This window comes from Spongiactinospora sp. TRM90649, from assembly GCF_029382225.1.
Lineage (GTDB): Bacteria > Actinomycetota > Actinomycetes > Streptosporangiales > Streptosporangiaceae > Spongiactinospora.
This window is the reverse complement of sequence record NZ_JARLTC010000013.1, coordinates 1-22,670: the sequence shown is the minus strand read 5'-3', so window position 1 is coordinate 22,670 and position 22,670 is coordinate 1. Positions and strand designations below refer to the sequence as shown.

At 70.3% G+C, this 22,670-nt stretch carries 21 protein-coding genes and 1 riboswitch; of the genes, 10 read left to right on the top strand and 11 right to left on the bottom strand.

The window, feature by feature from the left end:
- Positions 1 to 69: 69 nt before the first annotated feature.
- The 4 genes from purL to purS form a co-directional block, all read right to left on the bottom strand.
- On the bottom strand, positions 70 to 2,325 hold the full coding sequence (gene purL, locus P3X83_RS17680) for a phosphoribosylformylglycinamidine synthase subunit PurL (protein WP_277306204.1): 2,256 nt from the start codon (positions 2,323 to 2,325) through the stop codon (positions 70 to 72).
- Positions 2,322 to 3,002 (bottom strand): phosphoribosylformylglycinamidine synthase subunit PurQ, encoded by a 681-nt coding sequence (gene purQ, locus P3X83_RS17675; protein ID WP_277306202.1) that lies wholly within the window; start codon positions 3,000 to 3,002, stop codon positions 2,322 to 2,324. Before purQ ends, purL begins: the two co-directional genes overlap by 4 nt.
- A gap of 69 nt (positions 3,003 to 3,071) precedes the next feature.
- Positions 3,072 to 3,512, bottom strand: a complete 441-nt coding sequence (locus P3X83_RS17670; protein WP_277306201.1) for an ATP-binding protein — start codon at positions 3,510 to 3,512, stop codon at positions 3,072 to 3,074.
- Positions 3,513 to 3,685: 173 nt separating this feature from the next.
- Complete coding sequence (gene purS, locus P3X83_RS17665; protein ID WP_277306199.1) at positions 3,686 to 3,931, bottom strand: phosphoribosylformylglycinamidine synthase subunit PurS; 246 nt, start codon at positions 3,929 to 3,931, stop codon at positions 3,686 to 3,688.
- 327 nt (positions 3,932 to 4,258) lie between these two features.
- Here purS and pdhA point away from each other — a divergent pair, with 327 nt between their 5' ends.
- The 5 genes from pdhA (at position 4,259) to P3X83_RS17640 (ending at position 8,968) form a co-directional block, all read left to right on the top strand.
- Complete coding sequence (gene pdhA / locus P3X83_RS17660) at positions 4,259 to 5,407, top strand: pyruvate dehydrogenase (acetyl-transferring) E1 component subunit alpha (protein ID WP_277306198.1); 1,149 nt, start codon at positions 4,259 to 4,261, stop codon at positions 5,405 to 5,407.
- Positions 5,404 to 6,384 carry an alpha-ketoacid dehydrogenase subunit beta gene (locus P3X83_RS17655; RefSeq protein ID WP_277306196.1) on the top strand — a complete coding sequence of 327 codons (981 nt, stop codon included), beginning with the start codon at positions 5,404 to 5,406 and terminating at the stop codon, positions 6,382 to 6,384. The genes pdhA and P3X83_RS17655 overlap by 4 nt, the downstream gene beginning before the upstream one ends.
- A gap of 13 nt (positions 6,385 to 6,397) precedes the next feature.
- Positions 6,398 to 7,792, top strand: a complete 1,395-nt coding sequence (locus P3X83_RS17650) for a dihydrolipoamide acetyltransferase family protein (RefSeq protein ID WP_277306195.1) — start codon at positions 6,398 to 6,400, stop codon at positions 7,790 to 7,792.
- Between the two features lie 94 nt (positions 7,793 to 7,886).
- Entirely contained in the window at positions 7,887 to 8,168 is a 282-nt protein-coding gene (locus P3X83_RS17645; protein ID WP_277306193.1) for a Dabb family protein, read from the top strand.
- A gap of 287 nt (positions 8,169 to 8,455) precedes the next feature.
- The gene (locus P3X83_RS17640; RefSeq protein WP_277306191.1) at positions 8,456 to 8,968 is read left to right on the top strand and encodes a hypothetical protein; all 513 of its coding nucleotides are present in this window, start codon (positions 8,456 to 8,458) and stop codon (positions 8,966 to 8,968) included.
- Positions 8,969 to 8,974: 6 nt separating this feature from the next.
- On the opposite strand, the gene P3X83_RS17635 is transcribed toward P3X83_RS17640, so the two are convergent.
- A complete protein-coding gene (locus tag P3X83_RS17635; protein WP_277306189.1) occupies positions 8,975 to 9,202 on the bottom strand; it encodes a DUF6458 family protein in 228 nt (75 codons plus the stop codon).
- 125 nt (positions 9,203 to 9,327) lie between these two features.
- The gene (locus P3X83_RS17630; protein ID WP_277306188.1) at positions 9,328 to 11,139 is read right to left on the bottom strand and encodes an acyl-CoA dehydrogenase; all 1,812 of its coding nucleotides are present in this window, start codon (positions 11,137 to 11,139) and stop codon (positions 9,328 to 9,330) included.
- Between the two features lie 95 nt (positions 11,140 to 11,234).
- Here P3X83_RS17630 and P3X83_RS17625 point away from each other — a divergent pair, with 95 nt between their 5' ends.
- The 3 genes from P3X83_RS17625 (at position 11,235) to P3X83_RS17615 (ending at position 12,917) form a co-directional block, all read left to right on the top strand.
- A complete protein-coding gene (locus tag P3X83_RS17625) occupies positions 11,235 to 12,041 on the top strand; it encodes a methyltransferase domain-containing protein (RefSeq protein ID WP_277306187.1) in 807 nt (268 codons plus the stop codon).
- Positions 12,042 to 12,049: 8 nt separating this feature from the next.
- Positions 12,050 to 12,114, top strand: a riboswitch (guanidine-III (ykkC-III) riboswitch).
- Position 12,115: 1 nt separating this feature from the next.
- Complete coding sequence (locus tag P3X83_RS17620) at positions 12,116 to 12,469, top strand: multidrug efflux SMR transporter (protein WP_346742719.1); 354 nt, start codon at positions 12,116 to 12,118, stop codon at positions 12,467 to 12,469.
- A 52-nt stretch (positions 12,470 to 12,521) separates the two neighbouring features.
- On the top strand, positions 12,522 to 12,917 hold the full coding sequence (locus P3X83_RS17615; protein ID WP_277306186.1) for a VOC family protein: 396 nt from the start codon (positions 12,522 to 12,524) through the stop codon (positions 12,915 to 12,917).
- A 55-nt stretch (positions 12,918 to 12,972) separates the two neighbouring features.
- On the opposite strand, the gene P3X83_RS17610 is transcribed toward P3X83_RS17615, so the two are convergent.
- Positions 12,973 to 13,434: a hypothetical protein gene (locus P3X83_RS17610; protein ID WP_277306185.1), complete on the bottom strand. Its 462-nt coding sequence runs from the start codon at positions 13,432 to 13,434 to the stop codon at positions 12,973 to 12,975.
- Between the two features lie 80 nt (positions 13,435 to 13,514).
- Between P3X83_RS17610 and P3X83_RS17605 the strand changes: the two genes are divergently transcribed.
- On the top strand, positions 13,515 to 14,006 hold the full coding sequence (locus P3X83_RS17605) for a GNAT family N-acetyltransferase (RefSeq protein WP_277306184.1): 492 nt from the start codon (positions 13,515 to 13,517) through the stop codon (positions 14,004 to 14,006).
- Here P3X83_RS17605 and P3X83_RS17600 read toward each other — a convergent pair.
- From P3X83_RS17600 to P3X83_RS17590, 3 genes are all read right to left on the bottom strand, one after another.
- Positions 13,993 to 16,044 carry a molybdopterin oxidoreductase family protein gene (locus P3X83_RS17600; RefSeq protein ID WP_277306401.1) on the bottom strand — a complete coding sequence of 684 codons (2,052 nt, stop codon included), beginning with the start codon at positions 16,042 to 16,044 and terminating at the stop codon, positions 13,993 to 13,995. The genes P3X83_RS17605 and P3X83_RS17600 overlap by 14 nt on opposite strands.
- Positions 16,045 to 16,054: 10 nt before the next feature.
- The gene (locus P3X83_RS17595) at positions 16,055 to 16,807 is read right to left on the bottom strand and encodes an isocitrate lyase/phosphoenolpyruvate mutase family protein (RefSeq protein WP_277306183.1); all 753 of its coding nucleotides are present in this window, start codon (positions 16,805 to 16,807) and stop codon (positions 16,055 to 16,057) included.
- An 87-nt stretch (positions 16,808 to 16,894) separates the two neighbouring features.
- Complete coding sequence (locus P3X83_RS17590; protein WP_277306182.1) at positions 16,895 to 17,347, bottom strand: RpiB/LacA/LacB family sugar-phosphate isomerase; 453 nt, start codon at positions 17,345 to 17,347, stop codon at positions 16,895 to 16,897.
- Between the two features lie 343 nt (positions 17,348 to 17,690).
- Between P3X83_RS17590 and P3X83_RS17585 the strand changes: the two genes are divergently transcribed.
- Positions 17,691 to 20,045: a lysylphosphatidylglycerol synthase transmembrane domain-containing protein gene (locus P3X83_RS17585; RefSeq protein WP_277306181.1), complete on the top strand. Its 2,355-nt coding sequence runs from the start codon at positions 17,691 to 17,693 to the stop codon at positions 20,043 to 20,045.
- Positions 20,046 to 20,062: 17 nt separating this feature from the next.
- Here the strand turns inward: P3X83_RS17585 and P3X83_RS17580 are convergent, their stop codons facing one another.
- Complete coding sequence (locus tag P3X83_RS17580) at positions 20,063 to 22,204, bottom strand: S9 family peptidase (RefSeq protein WP_277306180.1); 2,142 nt, start codon at positions 22,202 to 22,204, stop codon at positions 20,063 to 20,065.
- Between the last annotated feature and the right edge of the window lie 466 nt (positions 22,205 to 22,670).

Here is a 22,670-nt window from a genome sequence, read left to right as displayed (position 1 = left end):
ACCTCAGCCGCGCCGGATACGGGTGAATCCGGCGCGGAAAGGGGCACCCCCAGGACGAATTACCGCGACTCAGGCCAGCAGCGCGGGCAGCGTGCCCTCGTGCGCGGTGCGCAGGGTCTCCAGCGGGACGTCGAGGACGTCCTGCACGGACAGCGTCGTGCCGCCGGTGGTGCCGAGCGTGGTGCACGGCACCTCGTGGGCCGCGCACAGCGCCGCGAACCGGTCGAAGGACTCGGGCCTGACCACGACCAGCGCCCGGCTCGCCGACTCGCTGAACAGCGCGGTGAACGGGTCGTCGCCCATCGGCAGGCTGACGGTGCAGCCGATTCCGGCGGCCAGGCAGGATTCGGTCAGGGCGATGGCGAGCCCGCCGTCCGACAGGTCGTGCGCGCCCGCGAGCAGTTCCTGCGCGGCGGCCTCGGTCAGCACCCGGCCGAGCGCCCGCTCGGCTTCGAGGTCGAGCCTGGGCGGCAGCCCGCCCAGGTGGTCGTGCTCGACGTGGGCCCACTCCGAGCCGCCCAGCTCGTCGAAGGTCTCGCCGAGCAGCAGCACCCGCGCATCGGGGATCGCGAACCCGTACGGCACACGCCGCCGCACGTCGTCGAGCACCCCCAGCACGCCCACGACCGGCGTCGGGTGGATCGCCGCCGACCCGGTCTGGTTGTAGAAGGAGACGTTGCCGCCCGTGACCGGCACCCCGAGGACCCGGCAGGCGTCGGCGAGCCCGCGCACCGCCTCGGCGAACTGCCACATGACCTCGGGGTCCTCCGGCGAGCCGAAGTTGAGGCAGTTGGTGACGGCTAGCGGCCTGGCCCCGGTGACGGAGACGTTCCGGTAGGCCTCGGCCAGCGCGAGCTGCGCCCCCGCGTAGGGGTCGAGCCGGGCGTAACGGCCGTTGCCGTCGGTGGCCAGCGCGATGCCCCGGACGGTCTCGGTCGCGCCGGGCACCAGCTCGCCGATGCGCAGCACGCCGGCGTCGGCGGGCTGGGCGAGCACCGTGTTGCCCCGCACGTAGCGGTCGTACTGGCTGGTCACCCACTCCTTGGAGGCCAGGTTGGGGGAGGCCAGCAGGCGCAGCAGGGTGTCGCCGAGGTCGGCGGGCCTGGGCAGCCGGTCAGGGGAGTCGGAGTTGAGCGCGGACTGCCCGGCGGGCTCGCTGAACGGCCGCTCGTAGACCGGGCCGTCGTCGGCGGCGGTGCCCGGCGGGATGTCCACGATGGTCTCGCCGTGCCAGGTCATCACCAGCCGCCCGGTGTCGGTGACCTCGCCGATCACCGTCGCCGGGATGTCCCACTTGGCGCAGATCTCCATGAAGGCGGGGATGTCGTCGGGCGTGACGACCGCCATCATCCGCTCCTGGGACTCCGACATGAGGATCTCTTCGGGGCGGAGCGTGGGGTCGCGCAGCGGCACCAGGTCGAGCCGGACGTCCATGCCCCCGGTGCCCTTGGCGGCCAGCTCGGTGGTCGCGCAGGAGACGCCCGCCGCGCCGAGGTCCTGGATGCCCACGACCACGTCGGCCGCGAACAGCTCAAGGCAGCACTCGATCAGCAGCTTCTCCATGAACGGGTCGCCGACCTGCACGCTGGGCCGCTTGGCCTGCGATTCGTCCTCGAAGGTGGCAGAGGCCAGCACGGACGCGCCGCCGATGCCGTCGGGGCCGGTCAGCGCGCCGAACAGGACGACCTGGTTGCCGGGGCCCGGCGCGGTGGCCAGCTTGATCTGGTCCTTGCGCAGCAGGCCCACGCACAGCGCGTTGACCAGCGGGTTGCCGATGTAGCAGGGGTCGAAGACGACCTCGCCGCCGATGTTGGGCAGGCCCAGGCAGTTGCCGTAGGAGCTGATGCCCTCGACGACGCCCGGCAGCACCCGGCGGGTGTCGGGGGCGTCGGCCGCGCCGAACCGCAGGGAGTCCATGACCGCGACCGGGCGCGCGCCCATCGACATGATGTCGCGGACGATGCCGCCGACCCCGGTGGCCGCGCCCTGGTGGGGCTCGACGTAGGACGGGTGGTTGTGCGACTCGATCTTGAAGGTGGCGGCCCAGCCGTCGCCGATGTCGACGACGCCGGCGTTCTCGCCCATGCCGACCAGCAGGGCCTCGGACTTGGGGGCCTTCGTACCGAACTGCCGCAGGTGCACCTTGGAGGATTTGTAGGAGCAGTGCTCGCTCCACATGACGCTGTAGATGGCCAGCTCGCTGCTGGTCGGGCGGCGGCCGAGGATGTCGCGTACCCGCTGGTACTCGTCGACCTTCATGCCGAGTTCCGCGTAGGGCTGCGGCTCGTCGGGGGTCTGGCCGGCGCGGCCGACGGAGTCGATCATGCGTTCACCAGGCTCTTGAGGAGGGACGTGAAGAAACCGGCGCCGTCGGTGCCGGGCCCGCCGGTCAGTTCCTCGACGGCGTGCTCGGGATGCGGCATCAGCCCGACGACGTTGCCCGCCTCGTTGCGGATGCCCGCGATGTCGTTGAGCGAGCCGTTGGGGTTGCCCAGGTAGCGGATCACGACCTGCCCGCCGGACTCCAGCGCGGTGAGCGTGGCCTCGTCGGCGACGTAGCGGCCCTCGCCGTGCTTGATCGGGATCACCACTTCCTGGCCCTCGGTGTAGGCGGAGGTCCAGGGGGTGGTCACGGACTCGACGCGCAGCCGCTGGTCGCGGCAGACGTAGTGCAGCCCGGCGTTCCTGACCAGCGCGCCGGGCAGCAGGTGGGCCTCACAGAGGATCTGGAACCCGTTGCAGGTGCCGAGCACGGGCAGTCCGGCTCGGGCGGCGGGCAGCAGTTCGCCCATCAGCGGGGCGAACCGGGAGATGGCCCCGCACCGCAGGTAGTCGCCGTAGGAGAAGCCTCCGGGGAGGAAGACGGCGTCGACGCCGCGCAGGTCGGTGTCGGCGTGCCACAGCGGCACCGGCTCGGCGCCCGCGTGCCGTACGGCACGCGCGGCGTCCTGGTCGTCCAGCGTTCCCGGAAATGTGACCACGCCCACCCGGGCAGCACCCATCGCCGTATTTCCCCTCCGCGCACCGGAGCGCGCCGCCGACATGCGATACGACATGAAGGCTACCCGCGCTCAGACAGCGGCCAGAGCCAGGTCGCGGCGTGCGGCCGCCTCGTCGTCCCAGGAAAGGCGTTTGCGCAGGTGAACCGTGGTGCCACGGCCCGGTTGGATATCGAAGGAGATCTCGTCTACGACGGCCTGCATGATCAGAATGCCCCGGCCGTTCTCCATGTCGGCGGGCGGATAGTTCTCGGGGAGCGCGGGCAGGCCGAGCCCCCGGTCGATGATGCGCACATCGCAGCGGCCTTCGCCGATCGCGGCGAGCACCTGGTAGCGGTTGGCCGGCCCCCCGTGCCTTACCGCGTTGGCGCACGCCTCGGAGGCGGCCAGCAGAATGTCTGCGACGCAGTTCTCGGCCACGCCGAGTGAACGAAGGGCATCGCCCAACACTCGGCGGACCATCGGTATACCTACGGCATCCCGTGGAAGAGCCAGCGAGAACTCGATGTCCACCCGAGTCCCTCCCCGTCGCGGATCGTCACCTTGACAAGGCTTCCCCGAGAAATCGGGCCTAACCGCAAAATAACGCTGTTGTTATTTAGTGTTGGTCAACCTGTGGGATTGTGGCATGCCCGAAGCCCGCTTTACGCCGAGCTGTGGAAGCTTTGTGTGTCAAATGTGCTGTTTTACCCCTCGAAGCGCACGGTGAAGTCTTCGATCACCGGGTTGGCCAGGAGGGTCTCCGCGAGCTTTCGGATGTCCGCAAGTGCGGCGTCGTCGGCGGGGCCGTCGAGTTCGATCTCGAAGCGCTTGCCCTGCCGGACCGAGGCGACGCCGGAGAATCCCAGGCGGGGCAGGGCACGGGCGATCGCCTGTCCCTGAGGGTCCAGGATCTCGGGCTTCAGCATGACGTCGACGATGGCGCGCGCCACGGGGTTCCTCCAGGGCTGAGGGCTTACGGGGTAGAGCGGGTCCAGGCTACTCCAGGTGAAGGGGTGCCCCTGGGTGCACGGGCCCCGCGTGTGATGAGGCACACATCGGGCACATCGGGAGCGTGGCCGTGGGGAAGGACGAGGAGTGGACGCACAAGTCGTGGCAAAGGCGGACATGCCATCGGGTCTTGCGCTCGGTGCTGTGACCTCTGCGACCATGTCCACATACGCGGACGGACCACACCCACACGGGCCGGACGCGTTGCTAACCGGCCGCACGTGGATGGCGATCCCATCCTCCCGGCCCCGAGCGCACAGGAGCGGCACGTGACGACCGACGCCACTCGTGGATTCAGCCCGACCCGATCAGGGGGCCCCGACGAGCCTCCGGAGCTCGTTCAGCTCCTCACCCCTGAGGGAGAGCGGGTAGAGCACCCCGACTACGACATCGATCTGACCCCCGAAGAGATCAGATCCCTCTACCGTGACCTGGTCCTCGTCCGCCGGGTCGACCTGGAGGCCGTGGCCCTCCAGCGACAGGGCGAACTCGGCCTCTGGGCCTCGCTGCTCGGCCAGGAGGCCGCGCAGATCGGCTCCGCCCGGGCGCTCACCGACGCCGACATGGCCTTCCCCACCTACCGCGAGCACGGCGTCGCCTGGTGCCGTGACGTGGACCCGGTCAAGCTTCTCGGCCTGTTCCGGGGCGTCAACCACGGCGGCTGGGACCCGGCCGAGCACAACTTCCACCTCTACACCGTGGTGATCGGCAGCCAGACGCTGCACGCCGTCGGGTACGCCATGGGCATCCAGCGCGACGGGGCCGTGGGCGAGAACGGGGCCGCCGCCATCGTCTACTTCGGCGACGGCGCCACCTCCCAGGGCGACGTCAACGAGTCGTTCATCTGGGCCAGCGTGTTCAACGCGCCGGTCGTCTTCTTCTGCCAGAACAACCAGTGGGCCATCTCCGAGCCGCTGGAGAAGCAGAGCCGCATCCCCCTCTACCGGCGGGCCAGCGGATTCGGCTTCCCCGGCATCCGGGTGGACGGCAACGACGTGTTCGCCTGCCTCGCCGTCACCAGACAGGCGCTCAAGAACGCCCGCGAAGGCCAGGGGCCGACGCTCATCGAGGCGTTCACCTACCGGATGGGCGCCCACACCACCTCCGACGACCCGACCCGCTACCGGGTGGCGAGCGAGCTGGAGGCATGGAAGCTCAAGGACCCGATCGAGCGCGTCAAGGCGTACCTGTTCAGGAACCAGCTCGCCGACCAGGACTTCTTCGACGCCGTGGAGGGCGAGGCCGACACGCTCGGCCGGGACATCCGCAAACGATGTCTGGAAATGCCGGATCCCGAACCGCTGGCCATGTTCGACCACGTCTACTCGGAACCGCACGCCCTGATGTCAGAGGAGCGCGCGCAGTACGCGGCCTACCTCGCCGGATTCGAGGACCAGGCCGGAGGCGACGCCCGATGACCACGCTCACCATCGCCAAGGCGATCAACGAGGGCCTGCGCAAGGCCATGGAGGACGACCCCAAGGTCCTCATCATGGGCGAGGACGTCGGCAAGCTCGGCGGCGTCTTCCGCGTCACCGACGGCCTGCAGAAGGACTTCGGCGAGAGCCGCGTCATCGACACCCCGCTCGCCGAGTCCGGCATCATCGGCACCGCGATCGGCCTGGCGCTGCGCGGCTACCGGCCGGTCTGCGAGATCCAGTTCGACGGCTTCGTCTTCCCGGCCGCCGACCAGATCATCACCCAGCTCGCCAAGATGCCGCTGCGCTCGCTGGGCGCGCTCAAGCTGCCCGTCGTCGTCCGCATCCCCTGCGGCGGCGGCATCGGCGCGGTCGAGCACCACAGCGAGTCGCCCGAGGCGTACTTCACCCACACCGCCGGGCTGCGCGTGATGGCCTGCTCCAACTCCGCCGACGCCTACGCGATGATCCAGCAGGCGATCCGCTGCGACGACCCGATCATCTTCTTCGAGCCCAAACGGCGCTACTGGGAGAAGGGCGAGGTGGACACCTCGGGCTCGGCGCGGTGGAGCCCGCTCACGAAGTCGACCGTCGTGCGGCGCGGCGACGACCTCACGCTGCTCGCCTACGGGCCCATGGTCAAGACCTGCCTGGAGGCCGCCGCCGCGGCCGAGGAGGACGGCCGGTCGATCGAGGTCATCGACCTGCGCTCGCTCAACCCCCTCGACACCGAGACGCTCGCCGAGTCCGTCGGGCGCACCGGCCGGTGCGTCGTCGTCCACGAGGCGGCCCTGTTCAACGGGTTCGGCGCCGAGCTGGCCGCGCGGCTCACCGAGCTTTGCTTCTACCGGCTGGAGGCGCCGGTGCTGCGGGTGGGCGGATTCTCCACGCCGTACCCGCCGTCCCGGCTGGAAGACCACTACCTGCCCGACCTCGACCGCGTCCTGGACGCGGTGGACCGGTCGTTCGGCTACTGACGGGGAGCGACGCATGCGACGTGAGTTCAAGCTCCCCGACGTCGGGGAGGGGCTGACCGAGGCCGAGATCGTCCGCTGGCACGTGGCGGTGGGCGACCAGGTCAAGGTCAACCAGATCATCGTGGAGATCGAGACCGCCAAGGCCGTGGTCGAGCTGCCCTGCCCGTTCGAGGGCGTGGTGGCCGCGCTGATGGCCGAGGAGGGGCAGACGATCGACGTCGGCCTGCCCATCATCGCGGTCGACGACGGCACGGGCCCGCCCGAGGCGGCCTCGGGAGGAGGCGCGGGCGGGGGCGCTCAGCCGGAGGCGCGCACGGCCGCGCTCGCCGACGACATGGTGCCGTCCGCGCCCGCTCCGCAGAAGGAGGAACGCCAGCCGGTGCTGGTGGGCTACGGCGTGAAGATGGGCACCACCAAGCGGCGTCCCCGCAAGGGGGACTCCTCCGCCCCGCGAGGGGCGAGCGCGCAGGCTCCGGCCGTCGCGCCGCCCGCCGAGGCCCCTCCGAGGCCCGCGGCCCCGGCCGCTCCGGCCCCCAGGGCCCCCGGCGTCCTGGCCAAGCCGCCCGTGCGCAAGCTCGCCAAGGACCTCGGGGTGGACCTCGCGTCCATCGCGGGCAGCGGCCCGCACGGCACCGTCACCAGGGACGACGTCCACGCGGCGGTGTCCGCGCCCCCGGCCGTGACACCCGTCGCGGCGCGTCCGGCCGGCGGCGAGGAGCGCATCCCGGTCAAGGGCGTACGGCGGGCCACCGCGCAGGCCATGATGGCGTCGGCGTTCTCCGCGCCGCACGTCACCGAGTTCCTCCAGGTGGACATGACCGGGACCATGGAGGCGGTGCGCAAACTGCGCGCCACCCCCGACTTCGCCGAGGTCAAGGTCTCCCCGCTGCTCCTGGTGGCCAAGGCCCTGCTGGTCGCGGCCCGCCGGCACCCCATGATCAACTCCACCTGGGACGAAAGCGCCCAGGAGATCGTGGTCAAGCACTACGTCAACCTCGGCATCGCCGCCGCCACCCCGCGCGGGCTGATCGTCCCCAACGTCAAGGACGCCCACGCGCTGCCCCTCGTCGAGCTGGCACGGGCCATGAACGCCCTGGTGGAGACCGCCAGGGCGGGCCGCACCCAGCCCGCCGACATGTCGGGCGGCACGATCACCATCACCAACGTGGGCGTGTTCGGCGTGGACACCGGCACCCCGATCATCAACCCCGGCGAGTCCGCGATCCTGGCCTTCGGCCAGATCAGGGACCTGCCGTGGGTCGTGGACGGGCAGATCGTGGCACGCAAGATCTGCACGCTGGCGCTCTCCTTCGACCATCGGGTCATCGACGGCGAAGTGGGCTCCAAGGTCCTGCGCGACGTCGGCGACATCCTGGAGGACCCGCTCCGCGCCCTCGCCTGGTCGTGAACCGCCGTACGGCCGGGCCTTTCGGGGCCCGGCCGTACGGGAGGGAATAGGGTTGCGCGCAGACGCCGAGAGGGGAACGCGGATGCTCCGCCACATGGTGCTGTTGAACTGGTCCGACGAGGCCACCGACACCCAGATCACCGAGATCGCCACCCGCCTGCGGGGGCTCACGGAGGTCATCCCCGAGATCCAGGCGTACCACTGCGGCCCCGACGCCGGAATCAACTCCGGCAACCACGACTTCGCGATCGTCGCGGACTTCGCCACAGCGGACGACTACGCCGTCTACCGCGACCACCCCGCCCACCGCGAGATCATCACCGGCCTCATCGCCCCCATCGCCGCCGGCCGGGCCGCCGCCCAGTTCCACCTCTGACCTGCCGGGCCGCCGGCTGCGCTGCCGCCCGCCGCCCGGTTCCAGCGCTGCCCCTCAGGTCCGCCGCCGGCCTCTGCCCGGAGGCGGTGCTTCGGCATGTCCAGCAGACCCTTGCGGTGCCACAGCGGGCAGGACGTGGTGAAACAGGCTTCGTGAACGCCCACGATCGATCCCGGTGTCGTACCGCGGGCGCGAACCGGGCTTCTTGTGCGGCATTTCCAGCACTCCATTGGATAGCACTTCTATCCAATGTTGGGTAGTATGACTATCCAAGGAGGGTGAGTGCCATGACTCTGATCGTTCTCGTCGTGACCACGCTGTGTTTCCGCCTGCTGGGCAAGGTGTTCGGCGTGACCCGCTTCGCCGAGTGGCGCGTCAGCGCCGCGCATGGCCTGGCCGTCATGCTGGTGCTGACGGCCAGTGCCCACTTCGTCCCATCGAATGTGACCTTCATGCCCAATCATGCTGACATGGTGGCCATGGTCCCGCCGTTCGTCCCGTTCCCGGCCGCCATGGTCTACCTGACCGGCGTTCTGGAACTCGCGGGCGCTGTCGGCCTCCTCCTGTCCGCCACCCGGCGAGCGGCGGGCATCTGCCTGGCCGTGCTCTTCGTGCTCATCCTCCCGGCCAACGTCTACGCGGCCCTGACCGAAGTGACCTTCGCGGGGGAACCGGCGACGCCACTGTGGCAGCGCGTTCCCGAGCAGATCGTCTACATCGGTGTGGCACTGTGGGCCGCGGGGATCGTGGCCGACCCGGCCACCACGATCCGCCTGCGGCGGCGCGTGCGGAACACGTGACGATTCTCAGGCGTCGGGCGGGGGCTGGTTCTCGCGGTGCATCAGGCGGTCTTCGGAGGTGATCCCCCGGCGGGGGGCCAGGACCAGGCTCAGGACCACTCCGGCACCGCCGACGATCATGAAGATCAGGCCGATCGTGTCGATGCTGATGTCGTCACCGAGCACGTCGTCGCTGATGGCGAATTTCAGGATCGCACCCAGGGTGAGGAAGAAAATGCTGACCCCGACGCCCATCACTGCCTCCGGCTGGTAAACACGACGTACGGATGCCGTCATACCCGGCTATGGATAACACACCACCTACAACGGGTGTCTATCCCTTCATTTGCCTTGGGGGGCGGCGGCAGCGCCTGAATGCGTCAGAAGGCGTCTTCGTGCAGTTCCATCAGGTCGAGGCCGGTGGCGTCGAGGATCCGGCGCTCGGCGGGCAGCCGGGGCAGGACGGTCCGCGCGAAGAACGACGCGCCCGCGACCTTGCCCGAGTAGAACGCCTGGTCCTCGTCCGAATCGGCGAGCGCGGCCAGGGCCACCTCGGCCTGGCGGAGCAGCAGCCAGCCGATCACCAGGTCGCCCAGCGCGAGCAGGAAGCGGGTGGTGTTCAGGCCGACCTTGTAGACCTCCTGGGGGGTCTCCAGGGAGTTGATGGCCCAGCCCGCCATCGTGTCGCCCATGGCGGTGACCGCGGCGGTGGCCTCGGCCAGCAGCCTGCGCTCCTCCTTCAGCCGGCCGTTGCCCGCCTCGGAGGAGGCGAACGCCTCGATGTCGGCGATCAGCGCGCGCAGCGCGGTGCCCTGGTTGCGCAGGATCTTGCGGAAGAACAGGTCCATGCCCTGGATCGCCGTGGTGCCCTCGTAGAGGGAGTCGATCTTGGCGTCCCTGATGTACTGCTCGATCGGGTAGTCCTGCAGGTAGCCGGAGCCGCCCAGGGTCTGTAGCGAGCGGGAGAGCAGCTCGTAGGAGCGCTCGGAGCCGACGCCCTTCACGATGGGCAGCAGCAGGTCGTTCATGGCCGCCGCGTGCTCGTCGGCCGCGTCCATCTGGACGGCGTCCTGGAAAGTCGCGGTGTAGAGGACGAGCGCCCGCATGCCCTCGGCGTACGTCTTCTGGAGCATCAGCTCACGGCGTACGTCCGGGTGGTTGATGATGGTCACCCGGGGAGCGGTCTTGTCGGTCATGTTGACCATGTCCGAGCCCTGCACCCGCTCCTTGGCGAAGGCCAGCGCGTTGAGGTAGCCGGTGGACAGCGTGGCGATGGCCTTGGTGCCGACCATCATCCGGGCGTGTTCGATGATCATGAACATCTGCTTGATGCCCTGGTGCACGTCGCCGACCAGGGTGCCCACGGCCGGGTGCCGGTCGCCGAAGGTCAGCTCGCAGGTCGTGGAGACCTTCAGGCCCATCTTCTTCTCGACATTGGTCACGTAGACGCCGTTGCGCTCGCCCAGCTCGCCGGTCTCCAGGTCGACCAGGTACTTCGGTACCACGAACATCGACAGGCCCTTGGTGCCGGGCCCGGCGCCCTCGGGGCGGGCGAGCACCAGGTGGAAGATGTTCTCGGTGAGGTCGTGCTCGGCGCTGGTGATGAACCGCTTGACGCCCTCGATGTGCCAGGTGCCGTCGGGCTGGAGGATCGCCTTGGTACGGCCCGCGCCCACGTCCGATCCGGCGTCCGGCTCGGTGAGCACCATGGTGGAGCCCCAGCCGCGGTCGATGGCCATCTCGGCGAAGCGCTTCTGCTCCTCGGTGCCCACCGTCCACAGGGTGTGGGCGAAGCTGGCGCCCCCGGCGTACATGTAGACGGCCGGGTTCGCGCCGAGGACCATCTCCGAGGCGGCCCAGACCAGGCTCGGTGGAATGCCGGGACCGCCCAGCTCGGGGGGCAGGCCGAGCTGGCCCCAGCCGCCCTCGGTGAGCGCGCGGTACGACTTCTTGAAGCCCTCCGGCAGGGTCACGGTGGAGGCGGCCGGATCGAAGACCGGCGGGTTGCGGTCGCCCTCCTCGAAGGAGTCGGCCAGCGCGCCCGAGGCCAGGCGGCTCATCTCGTCGAGGATGCTGCGCGCGGTCTCCTCGTCGAGGTCCGCGTAGCGGCCGGCGCCCAGAAGCTCGCGCCTGCCCAGCACCTCGAACAGGTTGAACTCCAGGTCCCGCACGTTGCTCTTGTAGTGACCCATAACGGCGGCCTCCGTCCGGCATGTTACGTACTAGTCAGTAACCTACGTTAATGCTACCCGCCAGTAACAGGGGTCAAGCAGGGTAATCCGGATACATGACAGATCTCACTTCGCGGGTAGCCTCCCTCGACGCCCGCTGGCGCGCGGCCCTGGCGGCGTGGGCGATCCCCGAGGACATTCTGGCCGCGGCGCCGGTCGATCCGTGGGGGCTCCAGGTGTCGCGGTTCGCCCGCCGTACCGAGGCGCTGCTCGCCGAACCCGGCGGCGTCACCTACGAGACCGTGTGCGAGGCCCTGCCGGAGGGCGGGACGCTGCTCGACGTCGGCGCGGGCACAGGGGCCGCGAGCCTGCCCGCCGCCACCGCCCGCGACGCGCGGCTGATCGCCGTGGACGAGAACCCCGGCATGCTGGCCGACCTGCGGGAACGCGCGCCCGAAGTGGCGACCGTCGAGGGCCGCTGGCCCGACGTCGCCGAACGCACCCCCGCCGCCGACGTCGTGATGAGCGCGCACGTGGTGTTCAACGTGCCCGACCTGGCCGCCTTCCTGAGCGAACTGACGGCGCACGCCCACCACCGGGTCGTCGTGGAACTCCCCGAGCGGCATCCGACGAGCTGGACGGCCCCGCTGTGGCTGCACTTCCACGGCGTCACCAGGCCCACCGGCCCGGTCGCCGACGACGTGGCGGAGCTGGCGAGGGCGCTCGGTCAGACGGTCACGTCACGTACGCACCTCGCGCCGGACGGCGGATACGCCTCGGTGGACGAGATGGCCGCGGGCGTGTGCCGTCGCCTGTGCCTGGACCCGGCCCGTGCCGGGGAGGTCGCGCGCGCGGCGGAGGAACTGGGGGTGTGGCCGCGGGCCCGGCCGACCTGGTTCACCCTTTCCTGGGACGTTTGCTAACGTCGGTGGCGAAGGGCCTTTCCGGCTCTCCCGGACGAGACGCGCCGTACCCGGTTCGACAAGACGACGCACCCGTGACCGTCCGTGAGAGGAAGAAGATCATGGCCTGGATTCTCGTCGTCGTCGCAGGGTTGTTCGAAGTCGCGATGGCGTACTCGCTGAAGATGTCCAACGGGTTCAGCCAGATCTGGTGGGGAGTGTCCTTCCTGGTGTTCGCGGTGCTCAGCTTCGGGCTGCTGGCACTGGCGCTGAAGGACCTCCAGGTGGGCACCGCCTACGCGGTGTGGACCGGCATCGGCGCCGTCGGTACGGCCGCGCTCGGCATGATCGCGCTGGGCGACGACATCACGCCCCTGCGGAGCGGGTCCATCCTGCTCATCCTGGCCGGCGTGGTGGGCCTCAACCTCGCGAGCAACGCGGCGGCCTGACCAGGCGGGAAACGATTTGACCGGTCAGCCGTGCGGACGATTGGCTGACCAAATGATTGGCATTCACACGATCACGTTCGACTGCGAACGGCCGCATGAGCTGGCGCAGTGGTGGAGCCGTGCCACGGGCTGGCCAATCGTCGGCTACGAGCCCGGCGACGACGAGGTGCTCATCGAGTCACCCGCCGACCGGCCGCGCCAGCCCCTGCTGCTGTTCATCCGGGTTCCTGAGGGCAAGACGGTCAAGAACCGGTTGCACCTCGACGTCTGGCCGGTCGACGACGCCACCAGGGACGAGGAGATCGAGCGTCTCATCGCACTCGGGGCCGAGTCGCACGAGGACCACCGCAACGCCGACGGCACCGGGTGGATGACCTTGCTCGACCCCGAGGGCAACGAGTTCTGCGTGGTACGCGGCGAGGCGGAGCGGGCGGCGCGGGCCACCTAGCCGGTCCGGCCCAGGGGTCGGACGGGCTCGCCTGGCCGTGCTCGGGCCGCCCACCTCAGCGGCTCTGGGTGGCGCGTCCCTTGAGGGCGACGGTCAGCACGGCGGCGATCACGTAGACCACCGCGCCGCCCCACAGGGCGTCCCAGGCCGCGCCGAACATGCCTTCCCGATCGAACACGAGCTGCACCGGGTACATCAGGATCGCCGCGGCGGCGGCCGGGTAGAGCGCGAACCTGAACGGGTGCCCCAGCGACCACAGCCGCGCCTGGCGGGTCACCCGGTCGGCCGTGTTCGGCCGGGAGATCGCGCCGATCGAGGCCACCAGGGCGAACAGCGTGATGCCCAGCCCGAGCGACGTGGTGAGGTCGGCGGGGCCCGGGAGCAGCACGCCCATCAGCCAGTTGGCCGCGGCGATGACGCCACCGCTGATCGCGGCGGCCTTCCACGGGGCGCCGCGCAGGGCCGCACCGGCGAGGGACATCTCATCGCTTCGGGTCAGTTCAGTATTTTCGTTCATGTTCACAGAGTGCGTCACGGACCACCTGATTCACATCGGGGACGAACCCTGACCGTCCCCTGACCTGTTGGAGCCCTCCGATGAGTGATGTACTGATCGAACGCTTGAGCCCCGGTGAAGGCCAGCGTTTCCGGAAGATCCGCCTCAGCGCGCTCGCTGAGTCACCCCATGCCTTCGCCTCGACGTACGCCAAGGAGGCGGCCCAGTCCGACGAGGAGTGGGAGGCCCGCCTGGCCGAGGGCACGCCCGTCCGTTTCGTGGCCGTCGCCGACGGGGCCGACGTCGGGCTCGTCGGCATCTTCATGGACCGGCGTCCGGAGACCGCCCATCTGATCGCCATGTGGGTCGATCCGGCCTGCCGTGGCCGAGGCGTCGGCGCGCTCCTCGTGGACGAGGCCCTGAGCTGGGCGCGTACGGCGGGCGCCCGCCACGTCGAGCTCTGGGTGGTGGACGCCAACGCCCCCGCGTTCGCCCTCTACCGGAGCAGGGGGTTCGCCCCGACCGGGGAGACCATGGCACTGCCGTCGGACCCCACGGTGATGGAGACGCACTGCATGCTCACGCTGGACTGATCTGCACGAAGTTGTCGTGATATACGGGCCCCCGGCCGAGGTCGGCGTCACGCTCCTCGACCACGGCGTTGACGTTGCCCCCGCCGGGGCTGAGCTTCGGCCAGTGCCCCTTGGGGGCGGCCACCACGCCGGGGCGCACCCGATCGCTGATCTCCAGCTCGGCGGTGAACTCGCCGTGCGCGTTGAACACGCGCACGGTCTGGCCGTCCGTCAGCTCCCGGTCGGCCGCGTCGCGCTCGCTGACCAGCACCCTCGGGGCCTTGGCCCGGCGGCGCAGCTCGGCGTTGTTGCCGAAGGTGGTGTTCAAGAAGGTGTGCGAGGCCGGGGTTACCAGCGTCAGCGGGTACGGCCCGCGCTCGCTCACCGGCGTGCGCGCCGTCATCGACGGCACGTACCCGGCCACCCTGGGCAGCCCGGCCGCCTCCGCGCGGTCGGAGACGAACTCCAACCGCCCGCTCGGCGTCGGGAACCCGCCGGTGAACGGTACGAACGGGTCGGCCACCGCCAGCCGGGCCCAGCCCTCCTTGCGCAGCCGGTCCAGGGTGATCCCGGCCAGCGCCGGATCGTCGGAGTCGAGCAACTGCGCGGCCAGTTCGAGGTCGGAGTCGTACAGCGCGGGCTCGGTCAGCCCCATGTGCCGCGCCAGCCGCCGGAATGTCTCGGTGGTGGACAGGCACTCGCCGGGCGGGCTCACCGCCGGTTCGTTCCACATCAGGTACATGTGGCCGTAACCGGCGTGCAGGTCGATGTGCTCGATCTGGGTCGTCGCCGGCAGCACGATGTCGGCGTAGTCGACGGTGTCGGTCGGGAACTGCTCCATGACCACCGTGAACAGGTCGTCGCGGGCCATCGCGCGGCGGATGCGGTTCTGGTCGGACGTGCTGCCCAGCGGGTTGGCCCCGTAGACCCACAGGCACTTGACCGGGAGCCCGGTGTTCGAAAGGCCGTCGGCGAGGCGGGTCATGGTCAGCTTGCGCACCGGCTTGGGCAGCAGGTCGTCGCGGGTGTCGGCGTACAGCGGGAAGCTCGCGCTGGTGGAGTAGGCGACGCCGCCGCCGGGGTGACGCCAGTCGCCGGTCACACCCGGGATGCAGGCGATCGTCCGCATGGCCGAGCCGCCGCCCGAGTGACGCTGGATGCCCATGGTGGCGCGGATGCCGGTGGGGCGGGTGCGGGCCAGCCGCAGCCCGAGGGCGCGGATCGACTCCTCGGGCAGGCCGGTGATCTCCGCGACCCGCGACGGCGGGTACTTCATGATCTCGGCCTTGAACTCGTCCCAGCCGACCGTGTGGTTCTCCAGGTAGTCGCGGTCCTCCGCGCCCTCCTCGACGACCACGTGGAGCAGGCCGAGGGCGAGCGCGGCGTCGGTGCCGGGCCGGATCGGCAGGTGCTCGTCGGCCTGCTCGGCCGTCCTGGTGCGGATCGGGTCGATGGCCACGACGTGGGCGCCGCTCTTGCGGGCGTCCTGCACGAACTTCCACAGGTGGTGGCCGCTGGTCAGGGTGTTGGTGCCCCACAGCAGGATGAGCCGGGACAGCGCGAACGTCTCCGGGTCCATGCCCGAGGGGGTGCCGTTCGTGAGGCGCAGGCCGTCGTTGCCTGCCCGCGCGCAGATGTTGAGGTCGTGCCGGGACGCGCCCAGCGCGTTCCAGAGGCGCCGCCCGGACTCGCCGACCTCGCCCTGGATGTAACCGAGCGTGCCGGTGCCCTGGTACGGCCAGATCGCCTCGCCGCCGAACTCGTCGATGATCGCGGTGAGCCGGGCGGAGATCTCGTCGAGCGCTTCGTCCCAGGTGATCCGCTCGAACCGGCCGGACCCCTTGGGGCCGACCCTGCGCATCGGGTACAGGATGCGGTCGGGGGCCTCGGCGTGCTCCAGGTAACGGTTGACCTTCACGCACAGCGCGCCCCGGGTATACGGATGCTCCGGATTGCCGCGCAGTGAGACGGCCTTGCCGTCCTTCACCCGGACCACCCACGAACAGGTGTCCGGACAATCCAGGGGACACGCCCCCAGAACCTTCAACTCCCCCGACATGTCGTCGAGTCTAGCCACGCGTGTTCTCCGGCCCGTAGGGGTTGGATCCGGCCGTTATCCGGGTCGCCATCTCGCGGACCGCCCCGATCACCGCCTCGTACAGCCCGCCGCCGAAGGTGATGCGCGCCACGCCCAGTTCGGCCAGCCGGGTCAGGCTCGGGCCGCGTGCGGTGAACATCTCGTTGATCGGCCCTGGGACGCGTTCTACCAGTTCGGCGATGGCCCGCTCCTCCCTGGCGAGGATCGGGTAGACGCAGTCGGCCCCGGCGTCCAGGTACGCCAGGGCCCGCTCGACGGCCTCCGCCACCGTGCCCTTGTGCAGGAAGACGTCGACGCGCGCGTTGATCACCAGGTCGGGGGCGGCCCGCCGTACGTCGGCGAGACGGCGGGCCTGCTCCTTGACGGGGACCAGGGATGAGGTCGCGTGATCGGTGTCCTCCAGGTTGCAGCCCACCGCGCCGGTGGCGAGCAGGCGCTCGGCGAACTCGTCGGCGGGCAGGCCGTACCCGGCCTCGGCGTCCACCGTGACCGGTACGTCCACCGCGGCGGCGATCCGCGCCGCCACCGCGAACATCTCCTCGTACGGCGCGCCCTGACGGTCGGAGTAGCCCAGCGACGCGGCGATCCCGCTGCTCGGCGTGGCCAGCGCGGGGAAGCCGGCCTCGGCGAAGATCTGGGCCGTGCGGGCGTCCCAGACGTTGGGAAGTACCAGCGGGAGATCGTGGAAGTGCAGGTCACGCAGCCGTCGGGCGAGATCGTTCATGCCGACAGGCTAGGCGGCGGGCGCGCGGCGGTGTGAGGTCCACTCCCTCAGGAAAATGCGGGTCCACTTCCTGAGTACGAGCCTCGTTCAACTAAGAGATCTCGGTTGGGAGATCTCATCCACATGGGCGATGTTCGCCACATCTCCGGCGTCGGCGCTCACCGAGCCCGCGAACCACGCGTCGAGGATCTCCACGAGCACCTGCGGCGAGGTCAGGCGCAGGCTCAGCGCCAGCACGTTGGCGTCGTTCCAGGTCCGGGCGCCGTCGGCGGTGGGGGCGTCCACGCACAGGGCGGCGCGCACACCGGGTACCTTGTTGGCCGCGATGGACGCTCCGGTGCCGGTCCAGCAGCAGACCACGGCCTGGTCGGCGTGGCCGGCCGACACGTCGCGAGCAGCGGATTCGCACGACCATGCCCAATCGGCGCGCTCATCGGCCAGGGCACCGTGCAGTATCACGGTATGGCCTCTCCGTCGCAGCTCGGGCGCCACGAGGGGCGCCACACCGTCGAGACTGTCCGAGGCCAGTGATATGCGCATGAGACCGATTGTGGAGACTATTAGGGAAGATCGCACGGGGGACGTGCACGACCTGGATGGATCGAAGGATCGTGAAGCGTTGAGAGATCTTGATGGTCATGGGTAACGCGCAGCCGCCGGGAAAAGGGCAGAATCGCGGGCGGTGACACAAATACGGGATCACGACGGGGTAGAGAACCCGGAGCAGGACGAAGCGTCCTCCCCGGGGCGTCCCGACGTGCCCTCTGGGGCCGAGCCCGCTCCTGAGCCCGCTCCTGAAGCTGAGAAGGCGCCTGAGGCGTCTGAGGCGCAGGGTGAACCCGATACGCAGGGTGAGCCCGATACGGCGTCTGGAGAGCCTCCGGTGCTCGTAGTGGAGCCGTTGCTGCCGCAGCGGCTGCGCAGGCCGTCCGACGCGCTGCGCTTCCTGGCCACACTCCTGTTGCTCATCGGCGTGGTGCTGCTGGCCCTCGTCGCCAAGCAGACCCTCAACGGCATCGAACAGGACGTCGAGGTCGGCACCTCCCGCGCGCCCTGGCCGCTGGTGCTGATCGCCGGATTCGTCGGCGGCGGCGCCGTCCTGGTCATCCCCGCCGCGCTGGCCGTCGAGCGGGTGTTCCACCGCGACGGCCTGCGCGTCGCCGAGGGGCTGATCGCGGCGATCGCCGCCGTCCTGGTCTCATTCGCGCTCGGCGAGTGGCTCATCGTCGCCTCCACCGACCTGCGCCAGCTCCTCACCGGAGGCCGGGCGGGCGTCGAGCCGCTCAACACCCTGCTCACCTCCGTCGTCGCCTACATGACGGCCGTGCGCATCTCCCGCCGCCCGACCTGGCGGTCCCTGATGTGGGTCGCCATCGCGCTCGACGTGTTCGCCCTGTTCACCGGCGCCGAGGCCACCGCGCTCGGCGTCATCGTGAGCATCCTGGTCGGCCTGGCCGTCGGCTACGGCACGCTCTACGCGATCGGCAGCCCCAACACCCGCCCGCCCGGCACCGCGATGATCGGCGCCCTGCGCAGGCTCGGCTTCCGGCCCGTCCGGGCCCGCCGGATCGACGACGACGTCCAGGGCAGCCGCCGCTACGCCGTGATCCTGGACGATGACCGCCGCATCGACGTCACCGTGCTCGACCGCGACCGCCAGGTGTCCGGGCTGATCTACCGCCTGTGGCGGCGCATGCTGCTCAACTCAGAGACCCGCAGGCGAGCCATCCGCTCACTCCGCGCCGAGCTGGAGCGCGAGGCGCTGATGGCCTACGCCGCCCAGGCCGCCGGGGCGGGCGCGCCCAAGCTGCTCGGCACCAGCGAGATCGGCACCGAGGCCGCGCTGCTCGCGTACGAGCACCTGGAGACCCGCGCGCTGGAGGACGTCCCGGACGACGAGATCACCGACGACGTCCTCACCGAGATCTGGGAGCAGGTCCGCCTGCTCCAGGGGCGGCGGCTGGCCCACCGGCGCCTGGAGGGCGAGAGCATCCACCTCGACCAGGCCGGTCACGTGGTGCTGGTGGACGCCCGCAGCGGCGAGATCGCGGCCGGCGACCTGCTGCTGCGCCTCGACATCGCCCAGTTGCTGACCTACCTGGCGCTGCGCGTGGGAGCCGAGCGCTCGGTGCGGACGGCGGCGGCCGTCCTCGGCCCCGACGCCCTCGCCGGAGCCCTCCCGCTGCTCCAGCGGATCGCGCTGACCCGGGGCACCCGGGCCGCGCTGCGCGGCCAGGGCAAGCAACTGCTCTCGGCCGTCCGCGAGCAGATCGTGGAGCTGAAGCCGCCCGGCGTGGTGGCGGAGGTCCGCCTGGAGCGGGTCCGGCCGCGCACGCTCATCACGATCATCGGCAGCGCGGCGGCGGCCTACCTGCTGCTCACCCAGCTCGGTCAGGTCAACTTCCTGCGGATCGTGACCACGGCGGAGTGGGCCTGGACCGGGGTGGCCCTGGTGGCGGCCGGGCTGAGCTACCTGGCCGCGGCACTGATGATCAAGGGGTTCGTGCCGGAGTCGCTGCCGATGGGCCGCACCGTGCTGGTGCAGTTCGCCGGGTCCTTCGTCAAGCTGGTCGCGCCCGCCGCGGTGAGCAGCGTCGCGCTCAACACCCGATACCTGCAAAAGCGCGGCATCCCGCCGGGGCAGGCGGTGGCCAGCGTGGGCGCGTCCCAGCTCATCGGGCTCGCCTTCCACCTGCTGCTGCTGCTGTTCTTCGCCTACGTCACCGGCAGCGACGCCGCGGCCTCGCTCACGCCCACCCGCGGCCTGATGATCGTACTGCTCGGCGTCTCGGTCGCCGCGGTCCTGATCCTGGGCATCGCGCCGCTGCGGCGGCTCGTCAGCACCCGCATCCGGGCGCTGTTCTCCGGCGTGCTGCCCCGGCTGATGGACATCGTGCAGTCACCCCGCCGGATCACGCAGAGCGTCACCGGCACCCTGATGCTCACGCTGTCCTTCGTGATCTGCCTGGACGCCAGCGTGCGCGCGTTCGGCGGCAACCTGAACTTCGCCGCGGTGGCCGTGGTGTTCCTCGCGGGCAACGCGATCGGCTCCGCCGCGCCCACGCCGGGCGGCCTGGGCGCGGTGGAGACGGCGTTGGTGGCCGGTCTGCGGCTCTCCGGCCTCGACCTCGACGTGGCCACCTCCGCCGTGCTGCTCTTCCGGCTGCTCACCTTCTGGCTGCCGGTGCTGCCGGGCTGGGCGTCCTTCACCTGGCTGCAACGGCACCGGGCCATCTGACGGCTCCGCCCAGGGGGTCAGCGCGCCCCGGCCTCCATGGTCGGCGCCCCGGTGGCGTCGGGGACGCCGAGCCGGTCGAGGATCCAGGCCAGCGTGAACGCCTCTTCTCGCCACGAGTCGTACCGGCCGCTGCGCCCGCCGTGACCCGCTCCCATCTGCGTCTTGAGCAGGAACGGCCCGCCGCTCGCGGTCGCCCGCAGCCGCGCGACCCACTTGGCCGGCTCGTGGTAGAAGACCCGCGTGTCGTTCAGGCTGGTGATCGCGAGGATCGGCGGGTACGCCGCGTCCGCGATGTTCTCGTACGGCGAGTACGACTTCATGTAGGCGTAGACGTCGGGATCCTGTAGCGGATTTCCCCATTCGTCCCACTCGATGACGGTGAGCGGCAGCGACGGATCGAGGATCGTGTTCAGCGCGTCCACGAAGGGGACCTCCGCCACCACGCCCGCGAACTCGTCGGGGGCGAGGTTCGCCGCCGCGCCCATCAGCAGCCCGCCCGCCGACCCGCCGCGCGCCACGATCTCGCCCGACCAGCCGGACGCCTTCAGGTGCCTGGCGCACGCCACGAAGTCCGAGAACGTGTTCTTCTTGCTGGTGAGCTTGCCGTCCTCGTACCACCGGCGGCCCATCTCGCCGCCGCCCCGGATGTGCGCCACCGCGAAGATCACGCCACGGTCGAGGAGGCTGAGCCTGGCCACGGAGAACGCCGGGTCGATCGACATCTCGTAGCTGCCGTAGCCGTACAGGACGGTGGGCGCGGGCCGGGGCGTGCCCCTGCGGGTCACGATCGAGATCGGCACCCGCGTGCCGTCCTCAGCGGTGGCCCACTCACGGTGCTGCTCGTAGTCGGCCGGGTCGTAGCCACCGAGCACGGGCCGCTGCTTGAGCAGGATCAGCTCGCGCGAGGCCAGGTCGTAGTCGTAGACGGACGGCGGCGTCACCATGCTGGTGTAGCCGAGGCGCAGCCTGGCCGTGCTGAACTCGGGGTTGCCGCCCGGCTCGGCGGTGTAGAGCGGCTCGGGGAAACCGATCTCGTACGGCTCGCCGTCGGCGGGGAGGATCCTGACGCCGGTCAGGCCGTCACGGCGGAAGGCGACCACCACGTGGGTGGCGAACGCGTCCACGTCCAGCAACCGGGTGTCCTCCCGGTGCGGGATCAGCGGGGTCCAGGTGCCGGGGGCGTCCACCGTGGCGGTGGCCAGCTCGAAGTTCTCCGCGCCGTCGTTGTGCAGCACGAGGAAGCCGTCCACGCTGTGGTCGAGGCCGTACTCCACCCCGGTCTTGCGCTCCCTGACCAGCATGAACTCGCCGGCGGGGTCGGCCGCGTCGAGGATCCGCACCTCGCTCGTGATTTTGCTGCCTACGCTCAGGACGAGGTACTTCTCGCTTCGCGTCAGCCCGATCCCGACCCAGAACCGCTCGTCGGTCTCCTCATAGACCAGGACGTCGGTGTCGGCGGGGGCGCCGACCGTGTGGCGGAACAGACGGAAGGGCCGCCAGGCGTCGTCCACCACCGTGTAGAAGAAGGTCGAGCCGTCGGCCGACCAAGTGCCGCCGTAGGAGATGCCGGGGATCTCGTCGGCGAGCGTCTCGCCGGTGACGAGGTCCTTGAAGCGCAGCGTGAACCGCTCGTCGCCCTTGAAATCGGTGGAATAGGCCAGCTTGGTGCCGTCGGGGCTGACCACGGAGGTGCCGATCGCGAAGAAGTCGTGTCCTCCGGCCAGCTCGTTGCCGTCGAGGAGCACCTGCTCGCCGGGGAGGGGCCCGCCGTCCTCGCTCATCTCTGGGGGCGTCTCGCCGTCGGCGGCCACCCGGCACTGGATGCCGTACTGCCGGCCCTCGACCGTCCGCGAGTAGTACCACCACCCGCGCTTGCGCGTGGGAACCGACAGGTCGGTCTCGCGCGTCCGATTCTTGATCTCTTGGAAGACGGTCTCCCTGATCCCGTCGAGGTGCGCGGTGGCCCGCTCGGTGAAGACGTTCTCCGCCTCCAGGTAGGGGACGGTGTCCGGATCTTCCTTGTTGATCAGCCAGGCGTATTCATCCACCACCACGTCCCCGTGATGGACCCGCTCACTGGGTACCCTCTTCGCCACCGGTGGCGTGTCATTCGTCACCCGCCCGAGTCTATGTCGCCACCCCCGTGTCACCTGGCTCATTCCGCCTGTGCTCATGCCATTCGCCCCGGGCGGCTTTGGTCGCATCGCAAGGGCATGGCTCGGGGCATTGCTCGGGGCTTCGCTTTGGGCACTGCCGGGGCACTACTGGGGCTGTCGGGGGTGGCCCGGCGCGCGCCGCGCGGAGCGCTCGGACGCCGAATCCCTGTCCCACCGACGTTTGCGGCGCGATCCACGCCCAAGGGCTGATACTCTTATGGAGCAGCGCAGCTCAGCGCACACCACTCCGATCACTCCGGTGAAACCGGTATGGCTGGCGCACGAGCGGTTGCACCCCCTAGTTCGACTTGGTCTGACTGAGCCGCTTGCGGAGCAGCACAAGACCTGGTAAGTTAGAGGGGTTGCCCTGGAGACGGGGCCACAGAGACGAACTTCAAGCCCCGGCGGGCTAGAGCGACCGAGTCGGTCTGGCACAATGGTGTACGCGTCCGTTTCTTGAGAACTCAAC